This window comes from Rhizobium sp. BR 314, from assembly GCF_047445805.1.
In the GTDB taxonomy this organism is placed as follows: Bacteria; Pseudomonadota; Alphaproteobacteria; order Rhizobiales; family Rhizobiaceae; genus Rhizobium; species Rhizobium lusitanum_B.
This window is the reverse complement of sequence record NZ_JARWLA010000049.1, coordinates 1-17,728: the sequence shown is the minus strand read 5'-3', so window position 1 is coordinate 17,728 and position 17,728 is coordinate 1. Positions and strand designations below refer to the sequence as shown.

Genomic DNA, 17,728 nt, shown 5'->3' with positions numbered 1-17,728 from the left:
GTTCACCTATAGCCATTATTTCCTGAAACACCGGGCGAGGCCTTGTTATATAGCTAAATGGGCTCGAAAATCTTAAGTGGCATCGCCGAGAGACGTAGGTGAAGATCGCCGCGATAGCGTCAAAACATGATTGCGATAGATCTCTCGGAAATCACGGAAGGACCCGTAGCCCAACGCCTTGACCGCGCGCGAGACTGAAGATGGCGCGATCCGGCAGCTGGCGGCGAGCGATGAGGCGTTGCTGAATGCAATCGCCTCGGGTCGCGTGAAGCTGAACTCCAACACTCTTTTGAGCGACTCTGGAAACTCTTTGCTTCTGGAGATTATCAACTTCTTCAACTCGGCAACATCCTTGGGTGCCTCCAAGATCCTGTCCTGCGCCACTTTCACTCTCCGGTTCAGTCACCAGTTGCGATCGATCGTTTCCATTCGTGCATTCCTGTCGGAGAGGCTGCCATGGCTGGCCAGGCAGGCGGGATGCACGGCGAATATACGTGTCTCCCGTCCAGGCCCTAACCCACGGACCGATGGGCATCCCCATCGGCCCCCGCAACCAGGCCGCTTACGTCTTCCAGTATTTGTCTACGTATTTCTGGATTTCACCGCGCATGAAGCGACCGGACGCGTCGGCCCTGTCCTCCCAGCCGAAAACGCAGGCCGTAACTATCCCGTCGAAGCCGACTTCGGCCAGCGACGAAAAGAAGACGTCCCAGTTGATTTCCCCCTGATACATGTCCATGTGCTGGTGGATCGTGACCTTTGCGCCCGGCGGATTGATAATGTAGCGCAGACCGGACGAGGCTTTGTGATTGTAGGTATCCGCCACGTGCACATGGGCGATCAGCGAGCCTGCATCGCGGATCATCTTCGCCATGTCGTCGCCAAAATAAAAGGTATGCGGCGCACAATAGAGGAACCTGACGTTCTTCGAGCCGATCGTCTGCAGCATATCGATCGCCGGATGCAGTGTCTCGCACCAGTCTTCCGGATGGGGCTCCATGTTGAGCGTAACACCTTCCTTCTCGAAGACCGGAACGAGTTCCTCCATGGAGCGCCACCAGGCCGCCTCACTGTGTTCGTGATTATGCATGCCGCCGCAGCAACTCGAACGGTGCGTGCGGTCCGGCGACGGACCTCTGCCGAACTCCGAATTCATCGTGTCGCAGTCCATTTCAGCAGCGATGTGGATTGCCTCTTTCCAGTAGCGTACGGCGGCCTGACGCTCATCTTCGTGCGGGCTTGCCCAACGATACATCGGCAGAAGCGACGCAAGCTTGACGCCATGATCCTTCAACGCCTTCTTGAATTCGGCGATACGGCCCTGGTGGGCGCGCGGGCGCACCCACCAGGGAAGAAAGTCGTCACGTGGCGAAAGCTCGATGTAGTCGTAGCCCAGATCAGCCGCCTTGCGGCAAAGCGCGTCCAGCGGCAGATGCCGATGCATATGCGGGTCGAGTGCGATCTTCATTGTTTCTTCCTCCTTGCTATGGCGTCATGCGGCGGGCTTCAGCACGGCCGGTGCGTAGAAAGTTGGCCGCTCGCCGATCTCGATGGGAACGATCTGGCCGGAATGCTTGGCCTCGACGCAGGCATCGGCCGTAGCAGCGGCGAAATAGCCGTCCCAGGCCGTCGGTCCGAGCACGACGCCCAACTTGACGGAATCGATCCACTCCTGGAGTTCGACGTCGTAGCTGTCGATGAAGCGAAGCTTCCAATCCTGGAGAATTTCGTGGCTGAGTTTCGCGTCCTTGCGCAAAAGCACGCTCATCGGCTCGGGCAGATAGCCAATGCCGTCCTCGCCGACGACCTGACACTGGATGTCGTAACCATAGGGGCAGTTGACGAAGACTTCGACGTCTATGCGGATGCCCTTGCGGGTTTCGAGAAGAATCATATGGGGATCGTCGAGATCCTTGCGGGCATGCTTCGTCTTCCGGGGCATGATGACCTGCGCGGAGACGTAGTCATCGTCGAGCAACCAACGCAGCACATCGATCTCGTGCGGGAAGCTGTCGGTTATCGCCATATCGCCGCCATAGACGTCCGGAACATTCGGATTGCGGTGGGCGCAATGAACCATCAGGGGCTCGCCGAGATTGCCACTGTCAATCTGGTGCTTCAGCAGACGGTAGCTTTTATCGTAGCGGCGCATGAAGCCGACCTGGACGAGATGGCGACCACTTGCCACTTCCGCATTGACGATATTGAGGCACGCCGTGGCGGTCGTTGCGAGCGGCTTCTCGCAGAAGACAGGCTTGCCGGCCGCGATCGCGGCAAGCACGAATTCTTCGTGCGTCTGCCCCCAGGATGTCACGACGATGGCCTCGACGTTGGCATCCGCTATGAGATCATGCCCACTCGTGAAAACGCGGGCGGCGGGCGTCAGACGCCTCGCTACCTCCTCGGCCTGCGCCCTATTGATGTCGTTGATGGCAACCACGGTCGAGCCGACAAGCTTATTGTGAAGTCGCTCGATATGTTCCTGGCCGATCGCGCCAGTTCCGATAACACCGATCTTGAGCATGTTTCCTATTCCTTTGAATGGGGTCAGTCGAAGTCGCGCGGCAGGGCGAGCTTCAGCGTGGTCAGCGATTTTTTGACACCGATCAGCGGTTCCATCGCGGCATCCTCCATCTCGAGGCTGACGGGGCCGTCGTAGCCGACAAGGCGGGCGACTGCGAAAAACTCCTTCCACCACTGAACGTCGTGGCCATGGCCGAGAGCCACGTAATTCCATGACCGCTTCGCGATGTCGTTAATCCAGTGGGTGTCGATCAGGCCATTGGCCTCTGCGAGTGTCCGCTCGAGGCGCACGTCCTTTGCATGCATGTAGTGGATCGCGTCGCCAAGCAGGCGCACAGCCGCGATCGGATCGCCACCCATCCACATGTGATGGCTCGGATCGAAATTCATGCCGACCACAGGATCCACATGGTCGCGCAGTCGCAGCATGTTGGCGGGATTGTGGATCATGGTCGCACCAAGGTTCTCGATGGCGATGCGGATGCCGCACTCCCTGGCAAGGTGACCTGCCTTCTGAAAATACGGGATCAGCACGTCGTTCCACTGATAGTCCAGCGCCTTCTCGTGTTCGGGCAGGATGACGTGGGTAATCCAGTTGGGAAGCTCGTCCGACGGCGTGCCGCCCGGGCAGCCGGACATCATGACGACGGTCTTCACACCAAGCTTCGCGGCAAGCCGGAAGGTCTTGTCGACGACCGAGCGGTGCTCCTTGCCGCTTGGCCCCGGATGAAGCTGATTGCCGGAGCAATTAAGAGCGGCGATCGACAGGCCGCGACGATTGAGGGCGTCCAGGAAGTCCTCTCGCGCCAGCTCGCTCGACAGCAGCTCGTCGAGCTTCAGATGCGGAGCCTTCGACCAGTTGCCGCAGCCGAGCTCTACGGCTTCGAACCCCAGCTTGGAAACCGTGTCGAGCATATCCTCGAATGAGAGGTAGCCGAGAATATCGGTTACGAGACTAAGACGCATCATTTCACTGGCTCCACTGAATTCATGGCATATGGGATTTGCGCGCCGGGACGCTCTCGCCCCGGCACGTCTGCTTGGGAGGAATTACTTCTTCATGTATTGGTCGACATTGTCCTTGGTGATGGACTCGAACGGCACGAGCTTCTCCGCCGGCGGCTGCTCACCCTTCTTGATGCTCTCCACGACCTCGAAGGCAGCTCTCGCCTGACCGCCGGCGTTCTGGAAGATCGTCTGGGACATCTCGCCCCTCTTGATCGCCTTCAGCGCATCCGGCACGCCATCGACGCCGGCGATCATCACACCCTTGAGACGATCGGACCCTTTCAATGCTTCCAGAGCGCCCAGCGCCATCTGGTCGTTCGCTGCGACGATGGCATCGAATTTCGGGAAGCTCTGTATCCAGTCTTCGGTAACCTTCATGCCTTCGGCACGGTCATAATTGCCCGTCAGGCTGGCGAGGATCTTCACGTCCGGACGTCCAAGCGCTTCCTCGAATCCCTTCTTTCGCTCCTGCGAGTGATAGAGGCCCGGCGTGCCTTCCAGATAGAGGATATGCGCGTCTTTCGGCAGGTTGGCCTTCATGTACTCGGCCTGCATCTTGCCGGCGTCGATGTTCTTAGAACCGACGAAGGTATATTTGCCGCCGGCCGACTGAATGCCGAGTGCAACGACCGGAATGCCGGCCGCATTGGCCTTCTCGACACCTGGAACGATACCCTGATAGTCGACGGGGACGACCACGATCGCATTGACCTTCTGAGCGATGAAATTATCGATCTGGTCGAGCTGCTTGCTGGCATCGTTATTGGCGTCCGCAAACTTGATGTCGACGTTCGGATCGGTCTTCGTGGCCTCGATGAAGGCCGTTTTTCGCGCCATGACAAAGACGTCGGTGTCGGCCATGTTGGCGTAGCCGACGACGAATTTGTCGGCGGCAAACGTGCTGGTGGCGGACAGGACGGCGATTGAGACGGCTGCCGCCAGTGCGAGTTTGGTTACGAGTTTCATTGCTTCTTCTCCTCCCATTGGGCGTTACAAAACGCAGGTGGTTTTCGGCGCGCCCTTTCGCGCCGACACATAGGTGGTCCTCCGCTTGGGCGGTTTTTGCTTTGCGGGAACGTTCCGATCAGGCCTTCTTCCTGCTGCGGGCCGATTTCGTCCAGACATCAAGGATGACCGCGATTGCTATGATCAGGCCCTTGATGATCTGCTGCCAGTACGAGCTGACATTCATCAGATTGAGGATGTTGTTGATGACACCGATGATCATCGAGCCGATGATAGTACCGGTAATCGTTCCCGTGCCGCCCATCAGGCTGGTGCCGCCGACGACGACCGCAGTAATCGCATCGAATTCGTAGCCGACGCCACCTGCCGGTTGTCCAGAATTGATGCGGGACATCAGGACGATGCCGGCGATCGCACAGAGAATTCCGTTGTAGATGAAAGCCTTGACGACGATGCTCTCGGGATTGATGCCGGATGCGCGGGCAGCGCGACTGTTGCCGCCGACGGCATAAACATATCGGCCGAATTTAGTCTTGTTCAGCAACACCCACGAGATCGCCACGAAGACGGCGAGGATCAGCACCGAGATCGGCACCGGCCCGACGGAGCCCTGACCGATGATCTTGAACTCGCCGAGACCGGAAACCGGCGCGCCGCCGGTATAGAGCAGCACGGCGCCTCTTGCGACCGTCGTCATAGCGAGCGTCATGATGAAGGATGGGATGCGGAAGAATGTGATGACGAAGCCATTGATGAAGCCCGTCACCATACCCATCACGACCCCCGCCAGCACGGCAAGTGTGATGCTTCCGGTCGTTGCCATCACACTGGCCGCAATCACCCCGCAGAGTGCCAGCACCGAGCCGAGCGAGACGTCGATCTGGCCGAGAATAATGATGAAGGTGACGCCGCAGGCCAGCAGGCTGACAACGACGACCTGGCGCAGAACGTTGGTGAGATTTGCCTCCGTCAGAAAGGTCGGGCTCAGCAGCGACGCAAGGATACAGATGCCTGCGAAAATCAGGATGGTGCCGTATTTGCGGTAGATCAGAGCGAAATCGATCCCGCCTGACCTTGCCTGGGATTTGGGCGTCGCGCCCTTCGTGGCCGCAGCCATCGGTTCGGTACTCATCAATGTCCTCCCGTTGCGAGGCGCATGATGCTTTCCTGATTGGCCTCACTTCTTGTCAATTCGCCGGCAACCCGGCCCTCACTCATCACGACGATGCGGTCGCTCATCCCTAAGATTTCCGGCAGTTCGGACGAGATCATGATGATCGCCAGGCCCTGCCGGGCGAATTCGGTCATCAGCCGATGGATTTCGGATTTCGATCCGACGTCGATGCCGCGCGTCGGCTCATCAAGGATCAGGAGCTTGAGATCGCCGAGCAGCCATTTGGCAAGCACGATCTTCTGCTGATTGCCGCCGCTCAAGTTCTCGACGATCATCGCGGTGCCCGGTGTCTTGATCTGCAGCATCTTGATCATCCGCTGGGCAGCGGTTTCTTCCTGTCTTTCGCTGATGAAGAGACCGCCTGCGAACTTCTTGAGATTGGCAAGCGAGATGTTTTCTCCGACCGAGCGGCACAAGACGAGCCCTTCCGCCTTCCTGTCCTCGGACACCATCGCGATGCCTCTGGAGATCGCATCCTTCGGCGATTTCAGCTTTAGGACGGTACCGTTCAGACAGATCGTTCCGAAATCGGCCGGATCGAGACCGAAGATGACGCGGGCGACCTCGGTGCGACCGGCGCCGATCAGACCGGACAAGCCTAGAATCTCGCCTGCGCGAACGGTAAAGCTCACATCCTCGAAGACATCAGTCCGGGTCAGCTTATTGACCGAAAGCACGACATCGCCGATCGGAACCTCTTCTTTCGGAAAGATGCTGGAGATGGTGCGGCCGACCATCTGAGAGATTAGCTTGGATGGGTCATATTCGCTCGCGGGTGCGGCGGCGATGAACTGACCGTCGCGCATGACGGTGATGTCGTCGGCGATCTGGAAGATCTCATCCATCTTGTGGGTAATGTAGATGATGGCGACACCACTTGCCTTCAGGTCGGCAATCTGTCGGAACAGCATGGCGACTTCGGTATCGCTGATCGCGGAGGTCGGCTCGTCCATGATGACGAGAGACGCTTGGCGGGAGATGGCCTTCACAATCTCGATCAACTGCATGGCGGCGATCGAAAGGTCGCGCATTTTCGTCTCGGGGTCATACTTGAGTGCGACCCTGTCAAGGAGAGCCCTAGTGTCGGCGTTCATCCTGGCGAAATCGACGAAGCGCGAAAGGAAGCCCTTTTCGGACATGGCCGGTTCACGCCCGAGGAAAATGTTCTCGGCAATCGTCATGTCGAGGACGGGGCTGAGTTCCTGATGGATCATCGAGATACCGCGCTCAAGTGCGGCCGACGTGTCCTGTCCGCTCAGCGTTTCACCTTTGAAGAGGATCTCTCCGCCGTCAATCGTGTAGGTACCGCTCAGGATCTTCATGAGTGTCGATTTGCCAGCGCCGTTTTCTCCGACCAGGACGTGGACTGTGCCGGCCCGAACCTTGAGGTTCATGCCATCGAGGGCGAGCACGCCCGGAAATGCCTTGACGATGTCGCGCATCTCGAGGACGAGGCTGTCACCCTGCAAGGAATATCCGCTGGCGCTATTGTTAGAACGCGCCGATCCCATGGCCGCAGACATGTCTGCTCCTCCCAATTTTCCGCCCTCCGGCGCTTCTTTTCGATGACTGAATGCTTCCTCCAGCGGCGCCAAAACCACCACATTTTCCCCAATCCTGTCAATTTCAGGCTGGACGATTCTCCCTAAATCTCCCATAATTGCTCTCATTTTCTGGGAGACTTTCATGTCCAGACCGACCATCACCGATCTCGCCAAGGCCGCAAATGTAGGAGTTTCCACGGTTGACAGAGTCTTGAACGGTCGGGATCCGGTTCGTCATCAAACCGCTGCGCGCGTGCTAGAGGCTGCCGAGCGCATCGGCTTTCACGGCGTGACGGCCATCAAACGCAGGCTCGAAAAGGAAAAGCCGGTCATCAAGTTCGGCTTCCTTCTGAAGCAATCCCACCGGAAGCTCTATCGCATGTGGGCAGAAGTCCTGACGAAGGCGGTCGAGATCTATCCGGAAGCCCATGGAAGGGCCATCGTCCGGTTCGACAATGAGCTCGCGCCTGAAAACACCGCCGGCGCGATGCTTGCGCTCAGCCGAGAGGTTGATGTCATTAGCGTGATCACATCAGATCATCCGCAGGTGAACCACGCCGTCGACGGCCTCGAGGCGGAGGGCATCCCGGTCTTCACGATGATTTCGGATCTCACTGCTCCAGGCCGCGCAGGCTATGTCGGCAATGATTGCGTTAAGAAAGGGCGGACGGCGGCGTGGTTCATCGACAACGTCAATCCAAACCCCGGCAAGGTTGCATGCTTCGTGGGAAGTCACCGCTACCTGTCACAGGAGCTTTGCGAAATGGGCTTTCGGTCATACTTCCGCGAGAGCGCTTCTGATTTCCAGATGATGGAGACACTGGGCACCCAGGAAGAACCGGATATCGCCTACGAGCTCACACGCAACCTCTTGGCGAAGGAGGAAAACTGGGTGGGCTTGTATGTCGCTGGAGGCGGAGTGACGGGTGTCATGCGCGCACTTCGGGAGGATGGTGGCCCCGCTGCCAAACGCCTGGTGGTGGTGGCCCACGAGCTGACCAACGAAACGCGAGCCGGTCTAGCGGAAGGCTTGATTAAAGTTGTCCTTTCCCACCCCGCTCGGCTGTTGGCGGACACATTGGTGAGAGCGATGGCTGAAGCGTTGGACACCCATCGTTCCCCCACCGTATCGCAGCACATACTTCCATTCGAAATCTATACCGCTGCTAATATCTGAGGCAATGACCAAGTCTCACAACCGCCCTCAGCGAATTATCGCCCGTTGAGGAATGGGCTTCCCTTCCATGTGCACGATCTGGTTATACGGGGAATCTTGTCGAGGAGAAGAGCCATATGCAGACGCCGTCGCCACGACACACCGGATCACCAATGAAAAAGCAGTAGCTCGCCATAAACGTGCTCGGTTTGACCTGTGCGAAACAAAAAACCTTGCCTGCCACAGATTAAGTGCCTGCGATGACATTGCGCTGCAACTAGCCGGAATGCCGCGACTTGCTTACCTCACTAGTGCCCATGAGTGCTCTCCGGCACCCGGTCTTGGTGTAGAAATCGCGTCCTGCTGTTTTGCAATACCGAGGAGCCATTTGTGAAATCGCTGCCCAAACGGCTTCTCCAACGCCGTTCGATCCCAGGCCAGATAGTAGCTTTCAGGCAGCTTCATGCGGATATCAAACGGAACAATCAAGGTGCCCGCAGCAACCTCCTCTTGCACCATCGAAATCTGCGCAAGGACAAAACCTCTGCCATTTGCTGCCGCGTCGATAGCGCTGCTCGACAATGTGAAGGATAGTCCGGAAAATGTCTGACAGCCGTCGGCATTGATCAGGCCCGCCCAATCTCTCCATTGCGGCGAAGCCTTGTAGTCCGCCTCCCATTCCACATTGAGGAGAGGAAATGCGAGGATATCCTCAGGCCGCTGCGGAGCGCCGTTGGCGATCAGGCTGGGGGAACATGCCGGCACAACCCAGTCAGTGAAGAGGTGCGCGACGTGCTCATGCACGTGCGAACGCCGACCGTAGGTAATTCGGAAATCCACTTCCTCTGCACCAAGGCGGGGTTCCTGCTCCTGGCCGATAATTCGCACATTCGAACTCGGACAGAGAGATTGCCAATCAAAGATCTTACGGCTGATCCATCTGCTGGCGACCGACGACAAGGCGCTAAGCACGATGCCGCTCTCGTTACGAGCGCGCGCCAGCACATTGGCGGCGTGGGAAAGCTGTTGAAAACCCTTTGCCACCTCGCGGTAGTAGAGCCTCCCCCAGGACGACAGCTCCACCCTGCGCCCTCGCCGCTCTAAGAGCGTCAGCCCCAGACATTGCTCCAGATTGCGGACCAGTTGACTGACCGCACCAGGTGATACACCGAGATCCTCCGCGGCAGCGCTGACCGAACCGCAACGTCCGATCGCCTCGAAGGCTTGCAGACCGCGCAGGGATGGACTGGGCATACAAGCCTCCTCAAAAGGAAATCCAATTTAGATTTTCTAAAAAAGAACGCAGGCGTTGGCAACTTGTTGGCAGACAAAAAAGAACGAGAATTCCGGGCAACAAAACGCGAGGAGTGCGAAATGTTTCTCAAGAATGCTTGGTATGTCGCTGCCTGGGACCACGAAGTCGGCCGCGAGTTGAAGCCTGTCACCATCCTCGGCGAAAACATTGTCCTCTACCGCCAGCAGGATGGACAGCCAGCAGCCCTTGAGGATGCCTGTCCGCATCGTAAGCTGCCGCTTTCCATGGGGCGCATCAAGGGTGACGACGTGGAATGCGGCTATCATGGCCTGACTTTCGACTGTTCCGGTACCTGCACCCGCGTGCCCGGAGCGGAGCGCATTCCGCACGTCGCAAAAGTTCGTTCCTACCCGCTTCATGAGCGCTACGGACTGCTGTGGATCTGGATGGGCGACGCCGGTAAGGCTGATCCGAGCCTAATCTTCGAGGTCGAATATTTCGACGATCCGGCCTGGGGCATCAATCGCGGTGAGTCCATGACGCTCAACTGCAATTATCTCTACATGACGGACAATCTGCTCGATCCGTCTCATGTTGCCTGGGTCCATCAGTCGTCCTTCGCAAGCTCGGCCTGCGAGGAAACTCCGCTGGAGACGACTGTGAAGGACGATGGCGTCACCGTTTGGCGCTGGATGATCGGCTCCGAGCCGGCGCCCTTTTATGCACCCTTCCTGCAATTCGAGGGCAATGCCGACCGCAAACAGCACTATGAAGTACGCTACCCCAGCAACGCGATCATCAAGGCGATTTTCGCGCCCGCACATACCGGCGGCGAAGGCAGGGTGCTTCCAGACAATACCTTCTTGATGGACAGCTACAATTTTATGACCCCGGTCGATGAGAACCGCACCAAATATTACTGGTTCCAGATGCGCAACTTTGCACCCAACGATGCCGAAGTCTCGGCCCGGTTTGCCAAGTCCGTGCGCGGCGCATTCGAGGAAGATCGCGTCGTACTGGAGGCCGTTCATCACGGCATGGCGAATAAGCAGACACCGAATCTCGATCTGAAGATCGATGTCGGACCGATGCGGTTTCGTCGCAGGCTAGCGCAGATGATCGCCGCCGAGGCTGAGGCAGCCGCCGTTGCAACCGCCGCAGAGTAAGGGTAGTCCCCGGATGAGCGATGCTGCCGCATTGCGTTTTCGCCCCTTCGAGGTCATCTCGAAAGTGCGCGAAAGCGCCATCATCACCTCATTCTACCTTGCGCCTCTCGACGGCAGTCATTGGCGGCCATTTGAGGCTGGGCAGTTCCTCACGCTGCGCGTTCCCGACCGCAATGGTGGTCATGCCCTGCGCAACTACACCGTCTCCTCTTCGCCACAGCAGGCGGGCATCTACCGGATTACGGTCAAACGCGAACCGGCCCCTTCAAGCGATGTGCCTGGTGGCCTGAGCTCCTGTTGGCTGCATGACGAGGTTGAAACGGGCACCGTGATCGAGCTCGACCTGCCACGCGGAGGCTTCAAGCTCGATACCGCGAGCACGCGGCCGGTAGTCCTGTTGTCGGGCGGCGTCGGGCTGACGCCGATGGTCTCGATGCTGGATGTGCTGGTACGGCAAAGTGACCGTCCCGTCTGGTTCATCCATGCTTGCGACAGCGCTGAGGTGCATGCGCTACGCGACGAGGTGGAAGCGCTCGCCATTGCACGCACCGGCATCAACGTCCACTTCTGCTACCGCATCACGGAGAACCCAGCCATCGCGCGCTGTCATTCGACAGGGTTTCTCTCGCGCGCCACGCTGCAGGGGCTGCTGCCGCTCGACGACTACGAAGTTTACATGTGCGGTCCGCCACCTTTCATGCAGGCGTTGTATGCCATCCTGACAGGGCTAGGCGTACACAGGGAACGGATCGCATATGAATTCTTCGGTCCGGCGAGCCTCCTGTCGGCAGAGGGTGAAACGGCTGTCCACAAGACGCTGCCGACCTCACCGCAGTCATCGGGTAATGGCGATGACGTCCAAATCATCCTGGAAAAATCGAGGCGTAGCTTCGCATGGGACGGGACCAGTGATTCGATTCTCGCCTTCCTGGAGGCGCGGGGCATCGAACCTACCTTCTCCTGCCGGGCGGGCGTCTGCGGAACTTGCGCGCAGGGTCTCATCTCTGGCGAAGTCGATTATTTCGAGGACCCGCTCGACGAAATAACTGCTGACCGGGTTCTCATCTGCTGTTCACGTCCGAAATCGTCGATCACGCTCGATCTTTGACCTCAAAACGGCCTGAACCGTTCCTCGAAGGAGGCATCGTCATGAAAGCTTCTCATACAGAGTTCCCCCTCAATCCGCATGTGGCCGGACTGCCGCCCTATAATGCTGGGATGAACATCGCCGCAGCCAGGCTGCACAGTGGCCGGGAAGATATCGCGGCGCTCGCCAGCAACGAGAATCCTGACGGCTGTTCTCCCGCGGTCGCAGCGGCGCTCGCCAGCCTCAACCCGGCTCGATATTGCGATCCCGCATGCACGGCGCTGCGAGCCGCGCTCGGTGAGAAGCTCGGTGTTGCCACTGACCGCATCGTCGTCGGGAACGGTTCGGAAGAAATGATCGCTGCGGTCTGTCGAGCTGTCCTTAGACCCGGTGCGGTTGTCGCCACCATCTGTCCGGGCTTCGGCCTGCATGAAATCGAGGCTCTCGCCAATGGCGCCGTTGTTGTGAAGGTCCCAATGCGAAGGGATCTGGAATTCGACATTGCGGCGATCATCGGCGAACTCGAGAAAACACCAGCGATCTTCTTTCTGTCCTCACCATCCAATCCGGTTGGCGTGGCACTTGGTCGTGAAAGTCTCGATCGCATCATCGCAGCGGTCCGGCCCGAAACATTGTTGGTCTTGGACGAGGCCTATTTCGAGTTTGCCGATGACAACCTGCCGGACGGCCTTGCCGTACTGTCAGCCTCGTCCCTTTCCTTTGTGGTGCTTCGCACCTTTTCCAAGGCCTATGGGCTAGCCGGCTTGCGGGTCGGCTATGCAGTGACCTCGGATGCGCGCCTCGCCGGTGCCATGACCGCTGCCAAGACACCGTTCAATGTCAATGCAGCGGCACAGATCGCGGCGGTCGCAGCGCTCCGGGACGAAGCATGGATGCGCTCATCAGTCCTAACGCTGAAGGCTGAGCGAACACGCGTTGCCGCCGCCATCGCCGCGATGGGACTACCGGCAGTCCGTTCTCAGACGAATTTCCTATTCATCGACATCCGCAGGGACAGCCAGATGGCGATGCAACACTTTCTGTCGCAGGGCATCATCGTCAAGGCGTGGAAGGAAAGTGGCTTTGAAAATTTCATTCGCGTGACCATCGGCACGCCATCCGACAACGACCGCTTTCTCGATGCGATTGGCGCTCTCACGACGCAATGACGCCGCTCGGCGTCCTTCCGACCACACAAAACAGGGGCCGAACCACGGCACCACGGGAACGAATATGAACGGAAACGCAATTCTGCATACGACAAGCCGGGAGCACTGTCACACGTCCCCTTCGACGCCATCCAGCCTGTTCGCCGGTGACTTTTCCGCCCTTCGGACCCGCTTTCTGGCCGCCGCGAGGCAAGCAAATGCCGATCTCGTCGAATACCTGCATCCGCTTCATGGACCGAATGGAGAGCGCCTGACGACCGACGTTGCCTATCTCGGGCGCAATGACGCGAAAAAGCTGCTTGTGTTGATCTCGGGGACGCATGGGGTCGAAGGTCCTTTCGGCTCGGCGTGCCAGACCGCATGGCTATCGCGGAATTCCCCTTGGCAGCTTGCCGACGACACCGCAGTGCTGGCCATCCACCTCATCAATCCCTGGAGCACGGCCTGGCAACGCAGGGTCAATGAAGACAATGTCGACCTCAATCGCAATTTCGTCGATTGGAAGAAGGGTGCGCCGAGAAATGAGCGCTATGCCGCCCTTCACCACGCACTAGTCTGCCATGCCTGGGAGGGACCGGAACGCGACCGGGCACAGCAAGCCTTCGAGGCGGCCCAGCAGAAGCACGGCGGCTATGCCGGCCTTGCCCCGATCATAGAAGCCGGCCAATACGATTTCCCGGACGGTCTCTTCTATGGTGGAGACGGTCCCGTCTGGTCCAATCGGACTCTGATCGAAATTCTCTCGACCTTTGCACAACAGGCCGAACAGGTCGCCGTCTTCGATCTGCATACGGGCGCTGGTCCCTACGGCTACCCGGCATTGCTCTTGGTGACCGAAAACGAACATGCCGGGCTTGACTGGGGGCGGCAGATCTTCGGCCCGGCGCTTTCCGTCGTCGTAACCGGGTCGAGCGCCACGACCGAGACCGGGATCGCGGCGACGGCAACCGGCTATGTCTCTGCCGCTGTTCGCCATGCGTTACCGAATGCGCGCGTGCTGCCGCTGGTCGTCGAATGCGGCACGCTGGACGGTGCCACAGTCGCTGATGCGGTGCAGGCGGACAACTGGCTGCACTTGTTCGGCAAGGTCGGCTCGCCGCTCGGAACCAAGATCAAGCAGGCCTTGCGCGCCGCCTTCATCCCCGACGATGCCGACTGGCAGGACAGCTGCCTCTCGACGGCTCTGCGCCATTTCGACCGTGCCTTTGCCGATCTGAAGGCTGTCGGAGGCGCCGGCAAGGAAAAGCCCGTGCCCGCCGCAGCGGTCCCTGTTGCGACGCAGCGGGACGCGACCGGCCCACGCGCTGTCGAGCGGCCGGCGCTGGAGGTGCGGGATATCCACAAGCGTTTCGGCCCACTTTCGGTCCTCAACGGCGTCAGCCTGTCGGCGCAGCCCGGCGAAGTCGTGTCCATGATCGGCTCCTCCGGCTCGGGTAAAAGCACCTTCCTGCGCTGCCTTAACCTCTTGGAACAGCCCAACGATGGACGCATCATCATCGACGGAGAGGAAATCCGCATGAAGAAGGCGTCGGACGGCCGTGCGGCGCCTGCGGACATGCGCCAGGTTGAGCGCATCCGCTCACGCGTCGGCATGGTCTTCCAGAACTTCAATCTTTGGCCACACATGACAGTGCTCGAGAACATCGTCGAGGCGCCGCTTCATGTTCTAAGGGAAGACCGGCAAGAGGCCATTGAGCACGCACACGCGCTTCTGAAGAAGGTCGGCCTTTCAGACAAGCATGCCGAATATCCTGGCCAGTTATCCGGCGGTCAGCAGCAGCGCGCCGCAATCGCCCGTACACTCGCCATGCGTCCTAAGCTCATCCTCCTGGACGAGCCGACATCGGCGCTTGATCCAGAACTCGTCGGCGAGGTCCTGCGGGTGATCCGCCAACTGGCCGAAGACGGAAATACGATGATCCTCGTGACGCACGAAATGCAGTTCGCGCGCGAGGTCTCGCACAAGATCCTCTTTCTCCACCAGGGAAAGGTTGAGGAAGAGGGTGATCCAGCGGAGGTCTTTACGAACCCTCGCTCAGAACGCATGCGCCAGTTTCTGGCCCGTACGCTTTGACGCTCCGCCGGAAACATCCGCCGGGAGAAATCTCCCGACGAACGCCAACAAGAACGCTCAGCAAGGGGAACCAAAACATGAAGCTGACAAAATTATTGCTCGCTACCTATTTCGCCGCCGGCCTCACCGCGGCCCACGCAGCCGAGGGCGAATTGTCGATCGGCACCGAGGGCGAGTATCCGCCATGGAGCATGGCTGACGCCGCCGGGAACGTCACTGGATTTGACGCGGATGTCGGAAACCTGCTCTGTGCCAAGCTGAAAGTGAACTGCCATTTCGTGGTGCAGGCCTTCGACGGTCTCATCCCTGCCCTGAAAGCCAAACGTTTCGACGTTATTATCTCCGGAATGTCGATCACCGCCGAGCGCAAGAAGCAAATCAACTTCTCGGTTGGCTATGCCGAGCTTGCCAACATGTTCGTGGTCAAGAAGGATTCCGATCTCGCCAGCATCAAAGATATCGATACCCTGCTGAAGTCGCTCGGCGGCCGCACCGTCGGCGTCCAGGCCGGCACAACCCACGCGCATTTCATGGAGAAGCGCGCGCCATCCGCCACCCTGAAAACCTATGATACGCTCGACCAGATGCAGATCGACCTCGCAAGCGGCCGCGTCGAGGCAGCCTTTGCCGACGCCTCAGCTCTCCAGGATTTCCTTGCCCGTCCCGACGGTAAGGACTTCCAGTTCGTCGACGTAAAGGTACTCAGCACGTTCGATCCGACACTCGGTGAAGGCATCGGGGTCGGTATCGCCCAGGAAAACACGGAGCTGAAGACCCACATCGACAAGGCACTCTGCGAACTGATCGCGGACGGCTCGATCGGCAAGGCAAGCAAGGCCTGGTTTAAGACCGACATCTCCCGGCCCTGCCAATAGAATATCGCTCTCCCGGCGGGCCCGTCCCGCCGGCGACACAACATCCGATTAGGCAAACGACAGGGCTGGGTCATGGATCTCGTTTTATGGCAGGTATGGGAAGGCGGGTGGATTGCCGCCATCCTGCGCGGGGCGACTATCACCGTTGCACTCGGGACGGCAAGCATGGCCTTCGGCATCGTCATTGGGGTCGCCTGCGGGCTGATAAAATGGGCACGGATCTTTCCGCTGACACTGGTCGTAGACTTCTACACATCCATCGTTCGCGGTGTACCGGAACTGCTCATCATCTATCTGCTTTTCTTTTCCTCGGTCGAATTCGTGGCCCGTGTCGCGGCAGCCTTCGGTTATGAGGGTCTCGCCGGCAACAGCTACGCCTTTATCATCGCGGTCGTCGCCATCGCTGCAATTTCCGGAGCCTATTCAACCGAAGTTGTCCGCGGGGCGTTAGCAGCCATTCCCACCGGCCATATCGAGGCGGCGCGGGCGCTCGGCATTCCGGGTACCCGCATCTTCCGCCGCATCATTGCGCCACAGATGCTGCGGATCGCCGTGCCCGGCATGAACAACGTCTGGCAAACGACGATCAAAGATACCGCCCTCGTCTCTGTTGTCGGCCTGCAAGAGCTGATGCGAGCTGCCTTCGTCGGCGCTGGCTCGACCCGGCATCCGTTCATCTTCTATTTTATCGCCGCAGTCGTCTATCTCGCGATTACCCTGGTCAGTCAGGGAGGTTTCGATCGGATCGAGCGTCTACTGCGGCTTCGTACGGGGAGATAGGTCATGGATTTCGAACTCGTCCGCCTCGCTGTACCGACGCTGGCCAACGGTTTGTGGCTCACCGCCCTGCTGACCATCGCCTCTGTTGCCATCGGCTTCAATCTCGGCTTAGCGCTCGCCGTTATGCGCCTGTCGAACAACCGCGCCTTGCGCGGCTTTGCCAAGGGTTATAGCACCGTGTTTCGCGGCACTCCGCTGCTTGTTCAGCTATTTCTCTTCTATTACGGCCTCGGACAATTGTCCTTTGTGCGCGACAGTCCCATACTTTGGTGGATCATCGGCGACGGCGCTCATTGCGCCGTCATGGCGCTGGCGTTCAATACCGCCGCCTATACTTCGGAAATCCTCCGCGGTGGCCTCCTGTCGATCCCCACCGGCCTGTTGGAGGCGGCACAGGCTTGTGGCATGTCACGGCTGCTTTGTTTTCGTCGCATCGCATTTCCGCTGGCGATGCGCCAAGCATTGCCAGCCTATGGCAACGAGCTGGTTCTCGTCGTCAAAGGAACAAGCCTGGCCTCGACGATCACCGTTCTGGAGATCACCGGCCACGCCAAGCGCCTCATGAGCCAGACCTATGCGATCCTCGAAATCTTCGCCATCGCCGGCATGCTCTACCTGTTCATCAACATGGTGCTGATCACGGTGGTGCGGCTTCTGGAAGCACGGCTGACCCGTTACCTGCCGCGATAGGCGGGTGCCTAGAAGTGCAGCCAAACTTTAAGAGGAAAAGACTTATGGACGTAAGAGCAGCAGTCGCGGTGCAGGCCGGTAAGCCGCTTGAGGTGATGACGGTTCATCTTGAGGGACCGCGCGCCGGCGAAGTGCTGATCGAGGTCAAGGCGACCGGTATCTGCCACACCGATGATTTCACCCTATCGGGCGCCGATCCGGAAGGTCTGTTTCCCGCCATCCTCGGTCATGAAGGTGCAGGCATCGTCGTCGATGTCGGTC

At 59.0% G+C, this 17,728-nt stretch carries 16 protein-coding genes; 9 read left to right on the top strand and 7 right to left on the bottom strand.

Annotated elements, in window-relative coordinates:
* Nucleotides 1–562: 562 nt before the first annotated feature.
* The 6 genes from QD461_RS33230 to QD461_RS33205 all read right to left on the bottom strand — a co-directional run bounded on the left by QD461_RS33230 (nt 563) and on the right by QD461_RS33205 (nt 7,182).
* On the bottom strand, nt 563–1,468 hold the full coding sequence (locus QD461_RS33230; protein ID WP_414091270.1) for a sugar phosphate isomerase/epimerase family protein: 906 nt from the start codon (nt 1,466–1,468) through the stop codon (nt 563–565).
* A gap of 24 nt (nt 1,469–1,492) precedes the next feature.
* Nucleotides 1,493–2,524 (bottom strand): Gfo/Idh/MocA family protein, encoded by a 1,032-nt coding sequence (locus tag QD461_RS33225; RefSeq protein WP_414091269.1) that lies wholly within the window; start codon nt 2,522–2,524, stop codon nt 1,493–1,495.
* A 23-nt stretch (nt 2,525–2,547) separates the two neighbouring features.
* On the bottom strand, nt 2,548–3,492 hold the full coding sequence (locus QD461_RS33220) for a sugar phosphate isomerase/epimerase family protein (RefSeq protein WP_414091268.1): 945 nt from the start codon (nt 3,490–3,492) through the stop codon (nt 2,548–2,550).
* Nucleotides 3,493–3,573: 81 nt separating this feature from the next.
* Nucleotides 3,574–4,497, bottom strand: a complete 924-nt coding sequence (locus tag QD461_RS33215; RefSeq protein ID WP_414091267.1) for a sugar ABC transporter substrate-binding protein — start codon at nt 4,495–4,497, stop codon at nt 3,574–3,576.
* A gap of 118 nt (nt 4,498–4,615) precedes the next feature.
* Nucleotides 4,616–5,629 (bottom strand): ABC transporter permease, encoded by a 1,014-nt coding sequence (locus tag QD461_RS33210; RefSeq protein ID WP_414091266.1) that lies wholly within the window; start codon nt 5,627–5,629, stop codon nt 4,616–4,618.
* A complete protein-coding gene (locus QD461_RS33205) occupies nt 5,629–7,182 on the bottom strand; it encodes a sugar ABC transporter ATP-binding protein (protein ID WP_414091285.1) in 1,554 nt (517 codons plus the stop codon). Before QD461_RS33205 ends, QD461_RS33210 begins: the two co-directional genes overlap by 1 nt.
* A 175-nt stretch (nt 7,183–7,357) precedes the next feature.
* On the opposite strand from QD461_RS33205, the gene QD461_RS33200 reads away from it, so the two are divergent.
* Nucleotides 7,358–8,392 carry a LacI family DNA-binding transcriptional regulator gene (locus QD461_RS33200; RefSeq protein ID WP_414091265.1) on the top strand — a complete coding sequence of 345 codons (1,035 nt, stop codon included), beginning with the start codon at nt 7,358–7,360 and terminating at the stop codon, nt 8,390–8,392.
* A 279-nt stretch (nt 8,393–8,671) separates the two neighbouring features.
* On the opposite strand, the gene QD461_RS33195 is transcribed toward QD461_RS33200, so the two are convergent.
* Entirely contained in the window at nt 8,672–9,625 is a 954-nt protein-coding gene (locus tag QD461_RS33195; RefSeq protein WP_414091264.1) for a LysR substrate-binding domain-containing protein, read from the bottom strand.
* 120 nt (nt 9,626–9,745) lie between these two features.
* Here QD461_RS33195 and QD461_RS33190 point away from each other — a divergent pair, with 120 nt between their 5' ends.
* The 8 genes from QD461_RS33190 to QD461_RS33155 all read left to right on the top strand — a co-directional run.
* The gene (locus tag QD461_RS33190; protein WP_414091263.1) at nt 9,746–10,792 is read left to right on the top strand and encodes a Rieske 2Fe-2S domain-containing protein; all 1,047 of its coding nucleotides are present in this window, start codon (nt 9,746–9,748) and stop codon (nt 10,790–10,792) included.
* A 13-nt stretch (nt 10,793–10,805) separates the two neighbouring features.
* Nucleotides 10,806–11,900, top strand: a complete 1,095-nt coding sequence (locus tag QD461_RS33185) for a 2Fe-2S iron-sulfur cluster-binding protein (RefSeq protein ID WP_414091262.1) — start codon at nt 10,806–10,808, stop codon at nt 11,898–11,900.
* Nucleotides 11,901–11,941: 41 nt separating this feature from the next.
* Nucleotides 11,942–13,048 (top strand): histidinol-phosphate transaminase, encoded by a 1,107-nt coding sequence (gene hisC, locus QD461_RS33180; RefSeq protein WP_414091261.1) that lies wholly within the window; start codon nt 11,942–11,944, stop codon nt 13,046–13,048.
* A 64-nt stretch (nt 13,049–13,112) separates the two neighbouring features.
* A complete protein-coding gene (locus tag QD461_RS33175; protein WP_414091260.1) occupies nt 13,113–15,122 on the top strand; it encodes a DUF2817 domain-containing protein in 2,010 nt (669 codons plus the stop codon).
* Nucleotides 15,123–15,199: 77 nt separating this feature from the next.
* Nucleotides 15,200–15,997, top strand: a complete 798-nt coding sequence (locus QD461_RS33170; protein ID WP_414091259.1) for a transporter substrate-binding domain-containing protein — start codon at nt 15,200–15,202, stop codon at nt 15,995–15,997.
* 72 nt (nt 15,998–16,069) lie between these two features.
* Nucleotides 16,070–16,777, top strand: coding sequence for an ABC transporter permease (locus QD461_RS33165; RefSeq protein WP_414091258.1), 708 nt, complete (start codon nt 16,070–16,072; stop codon nt 16,775–16,777).
* 3 nt (nt 16,778–16,780) lie between these two features.
* A complete protein-coding gene (locus QD461_RS33160) occupies nt 16,781–17,467 on the top strand; it encodes an ABC transporter permease (RefSeq protein WP_414091257.1) in 687 nt (228 codons plus the stop codon).
* A gap of 44 nt (nt 17,468–17,511) precedes the next feature.
* A partial coding sequence (locus QD461_RS33155) for an alcohol dehydrogenase catalytic domain-containing protein (protein WP_414091256.1) occupies nt 17,512–17,728 on the top strand: 217 nt, incomplete at its 3' end.

Excerpts from the sequence above, each read along its gene's own strand:
- QD461_RS33230 (WP_414091270.1), bottom strand. The coding sequence starts at position 1,468 with ATGAAGATCGCACTCGACCCGCATATGCATCGGCATCTGCCGCTGGAC.
- QD461_RS33205 (WP_414091285.1), bottom strand. The coding sequence starts at position 7,182 with ATGGGATCGGCGCGTTCTAACAATAGCGCCAGCGGATATTCCTTGCAG.
- QD461_RS33165 (WP_414091258.1), top strand. The coding sequence starts at position 16,070 with ATGGATCTCGTTTTATGGCAGGTATGGGAAGGCGGGTGGATTGCCGCC.
- QD461_RS33160 (WP_414091257.1), top strand. The coding sequence starts at position 16,781 with ATGGATTTCGAACTCGTCCGCCTCGCTGTACCGACGCTGGCCAACGGT.
- QD461_RS33210 (WP_414091266.1), bottom strand. The coding sequence starts at position 5,629 with ATGAGTACCGAACCGATGGCTGCGGCCACGAAGGGCGCGACGCCCAAA.
- QD461_RS33215 (WP_414091267.1), bottom strand. The coding sequence starts at position 4,497 with ATGAAACTCGTAACCAAACTCGCACTGGCGGCAGCCGTCTCAATCGCC.
- QD461_RS33170 (WP_414091259.1), top strand. The coding sequence starts at position 15,200 with ATGAAGCTGACAAAATTATTGCTCGCTACCTATTTCGCCGCCGGCCTC.
- hisC (WP_414091261.1), top strand. The coding sequence starts at position 11,942 with ATGAAAGCTTCTCATACAGAGTTCCCCCTCAATCCGCATGTGGCCGGA.
- QD461_RS33195 (WP_414091264.1), bottom strand. The coding sequence starts at position 9,625 with ATGCCCAGTCCATCCCTGCGCGGTCTGCAAGCCTTCGAGGCGATCGGA.
- QD461_RS33200 (WP_414091265.1), top strand. The coding sequence starts at position 7,358 with ATGTCCAGACCGACCATCACCGATCTCGCCAAGGCCGCAAATGTAGGA.
- QD461_RS33225 (WP_414091269.1), bottom strand. The coding sequence starts at position 2,524 with ATGCTCAAGATCGGTGTTATCGGAACTGGCGCGATCGGCCAGGAACAT.
- QD461_RS33185 (WP_414091262.1), top strand. The coding sequence starts at position 10,806 with ATGAGCGATGCTGCCGCATTGCGTTTTCGCCCCTTCGAGGTCATCTCG.
- QD461_RS33190 (WP_414091263.1), top strand. The coding sequence starts at position 9,746 with ATGTTTCTCAAGAATGCTTGGTATGTCGCTGCCTGGGACCACGAAGTC.
- QD461_RS33175 (WP_414091260.1), top strand. The coding sequence starts at position 13,113 with ATGAACGGAAACGCAATTCTGCATACGACAAGCCGGGAGCACTGTCAC.
- QD461_RS33220 (WP_414091268.1), bottom strand. The coding sequence starts at position 3,492 with ATGATGCGTCTTAGTCTCGTAACCGATATTCTCGGCTACCTCTCATTC.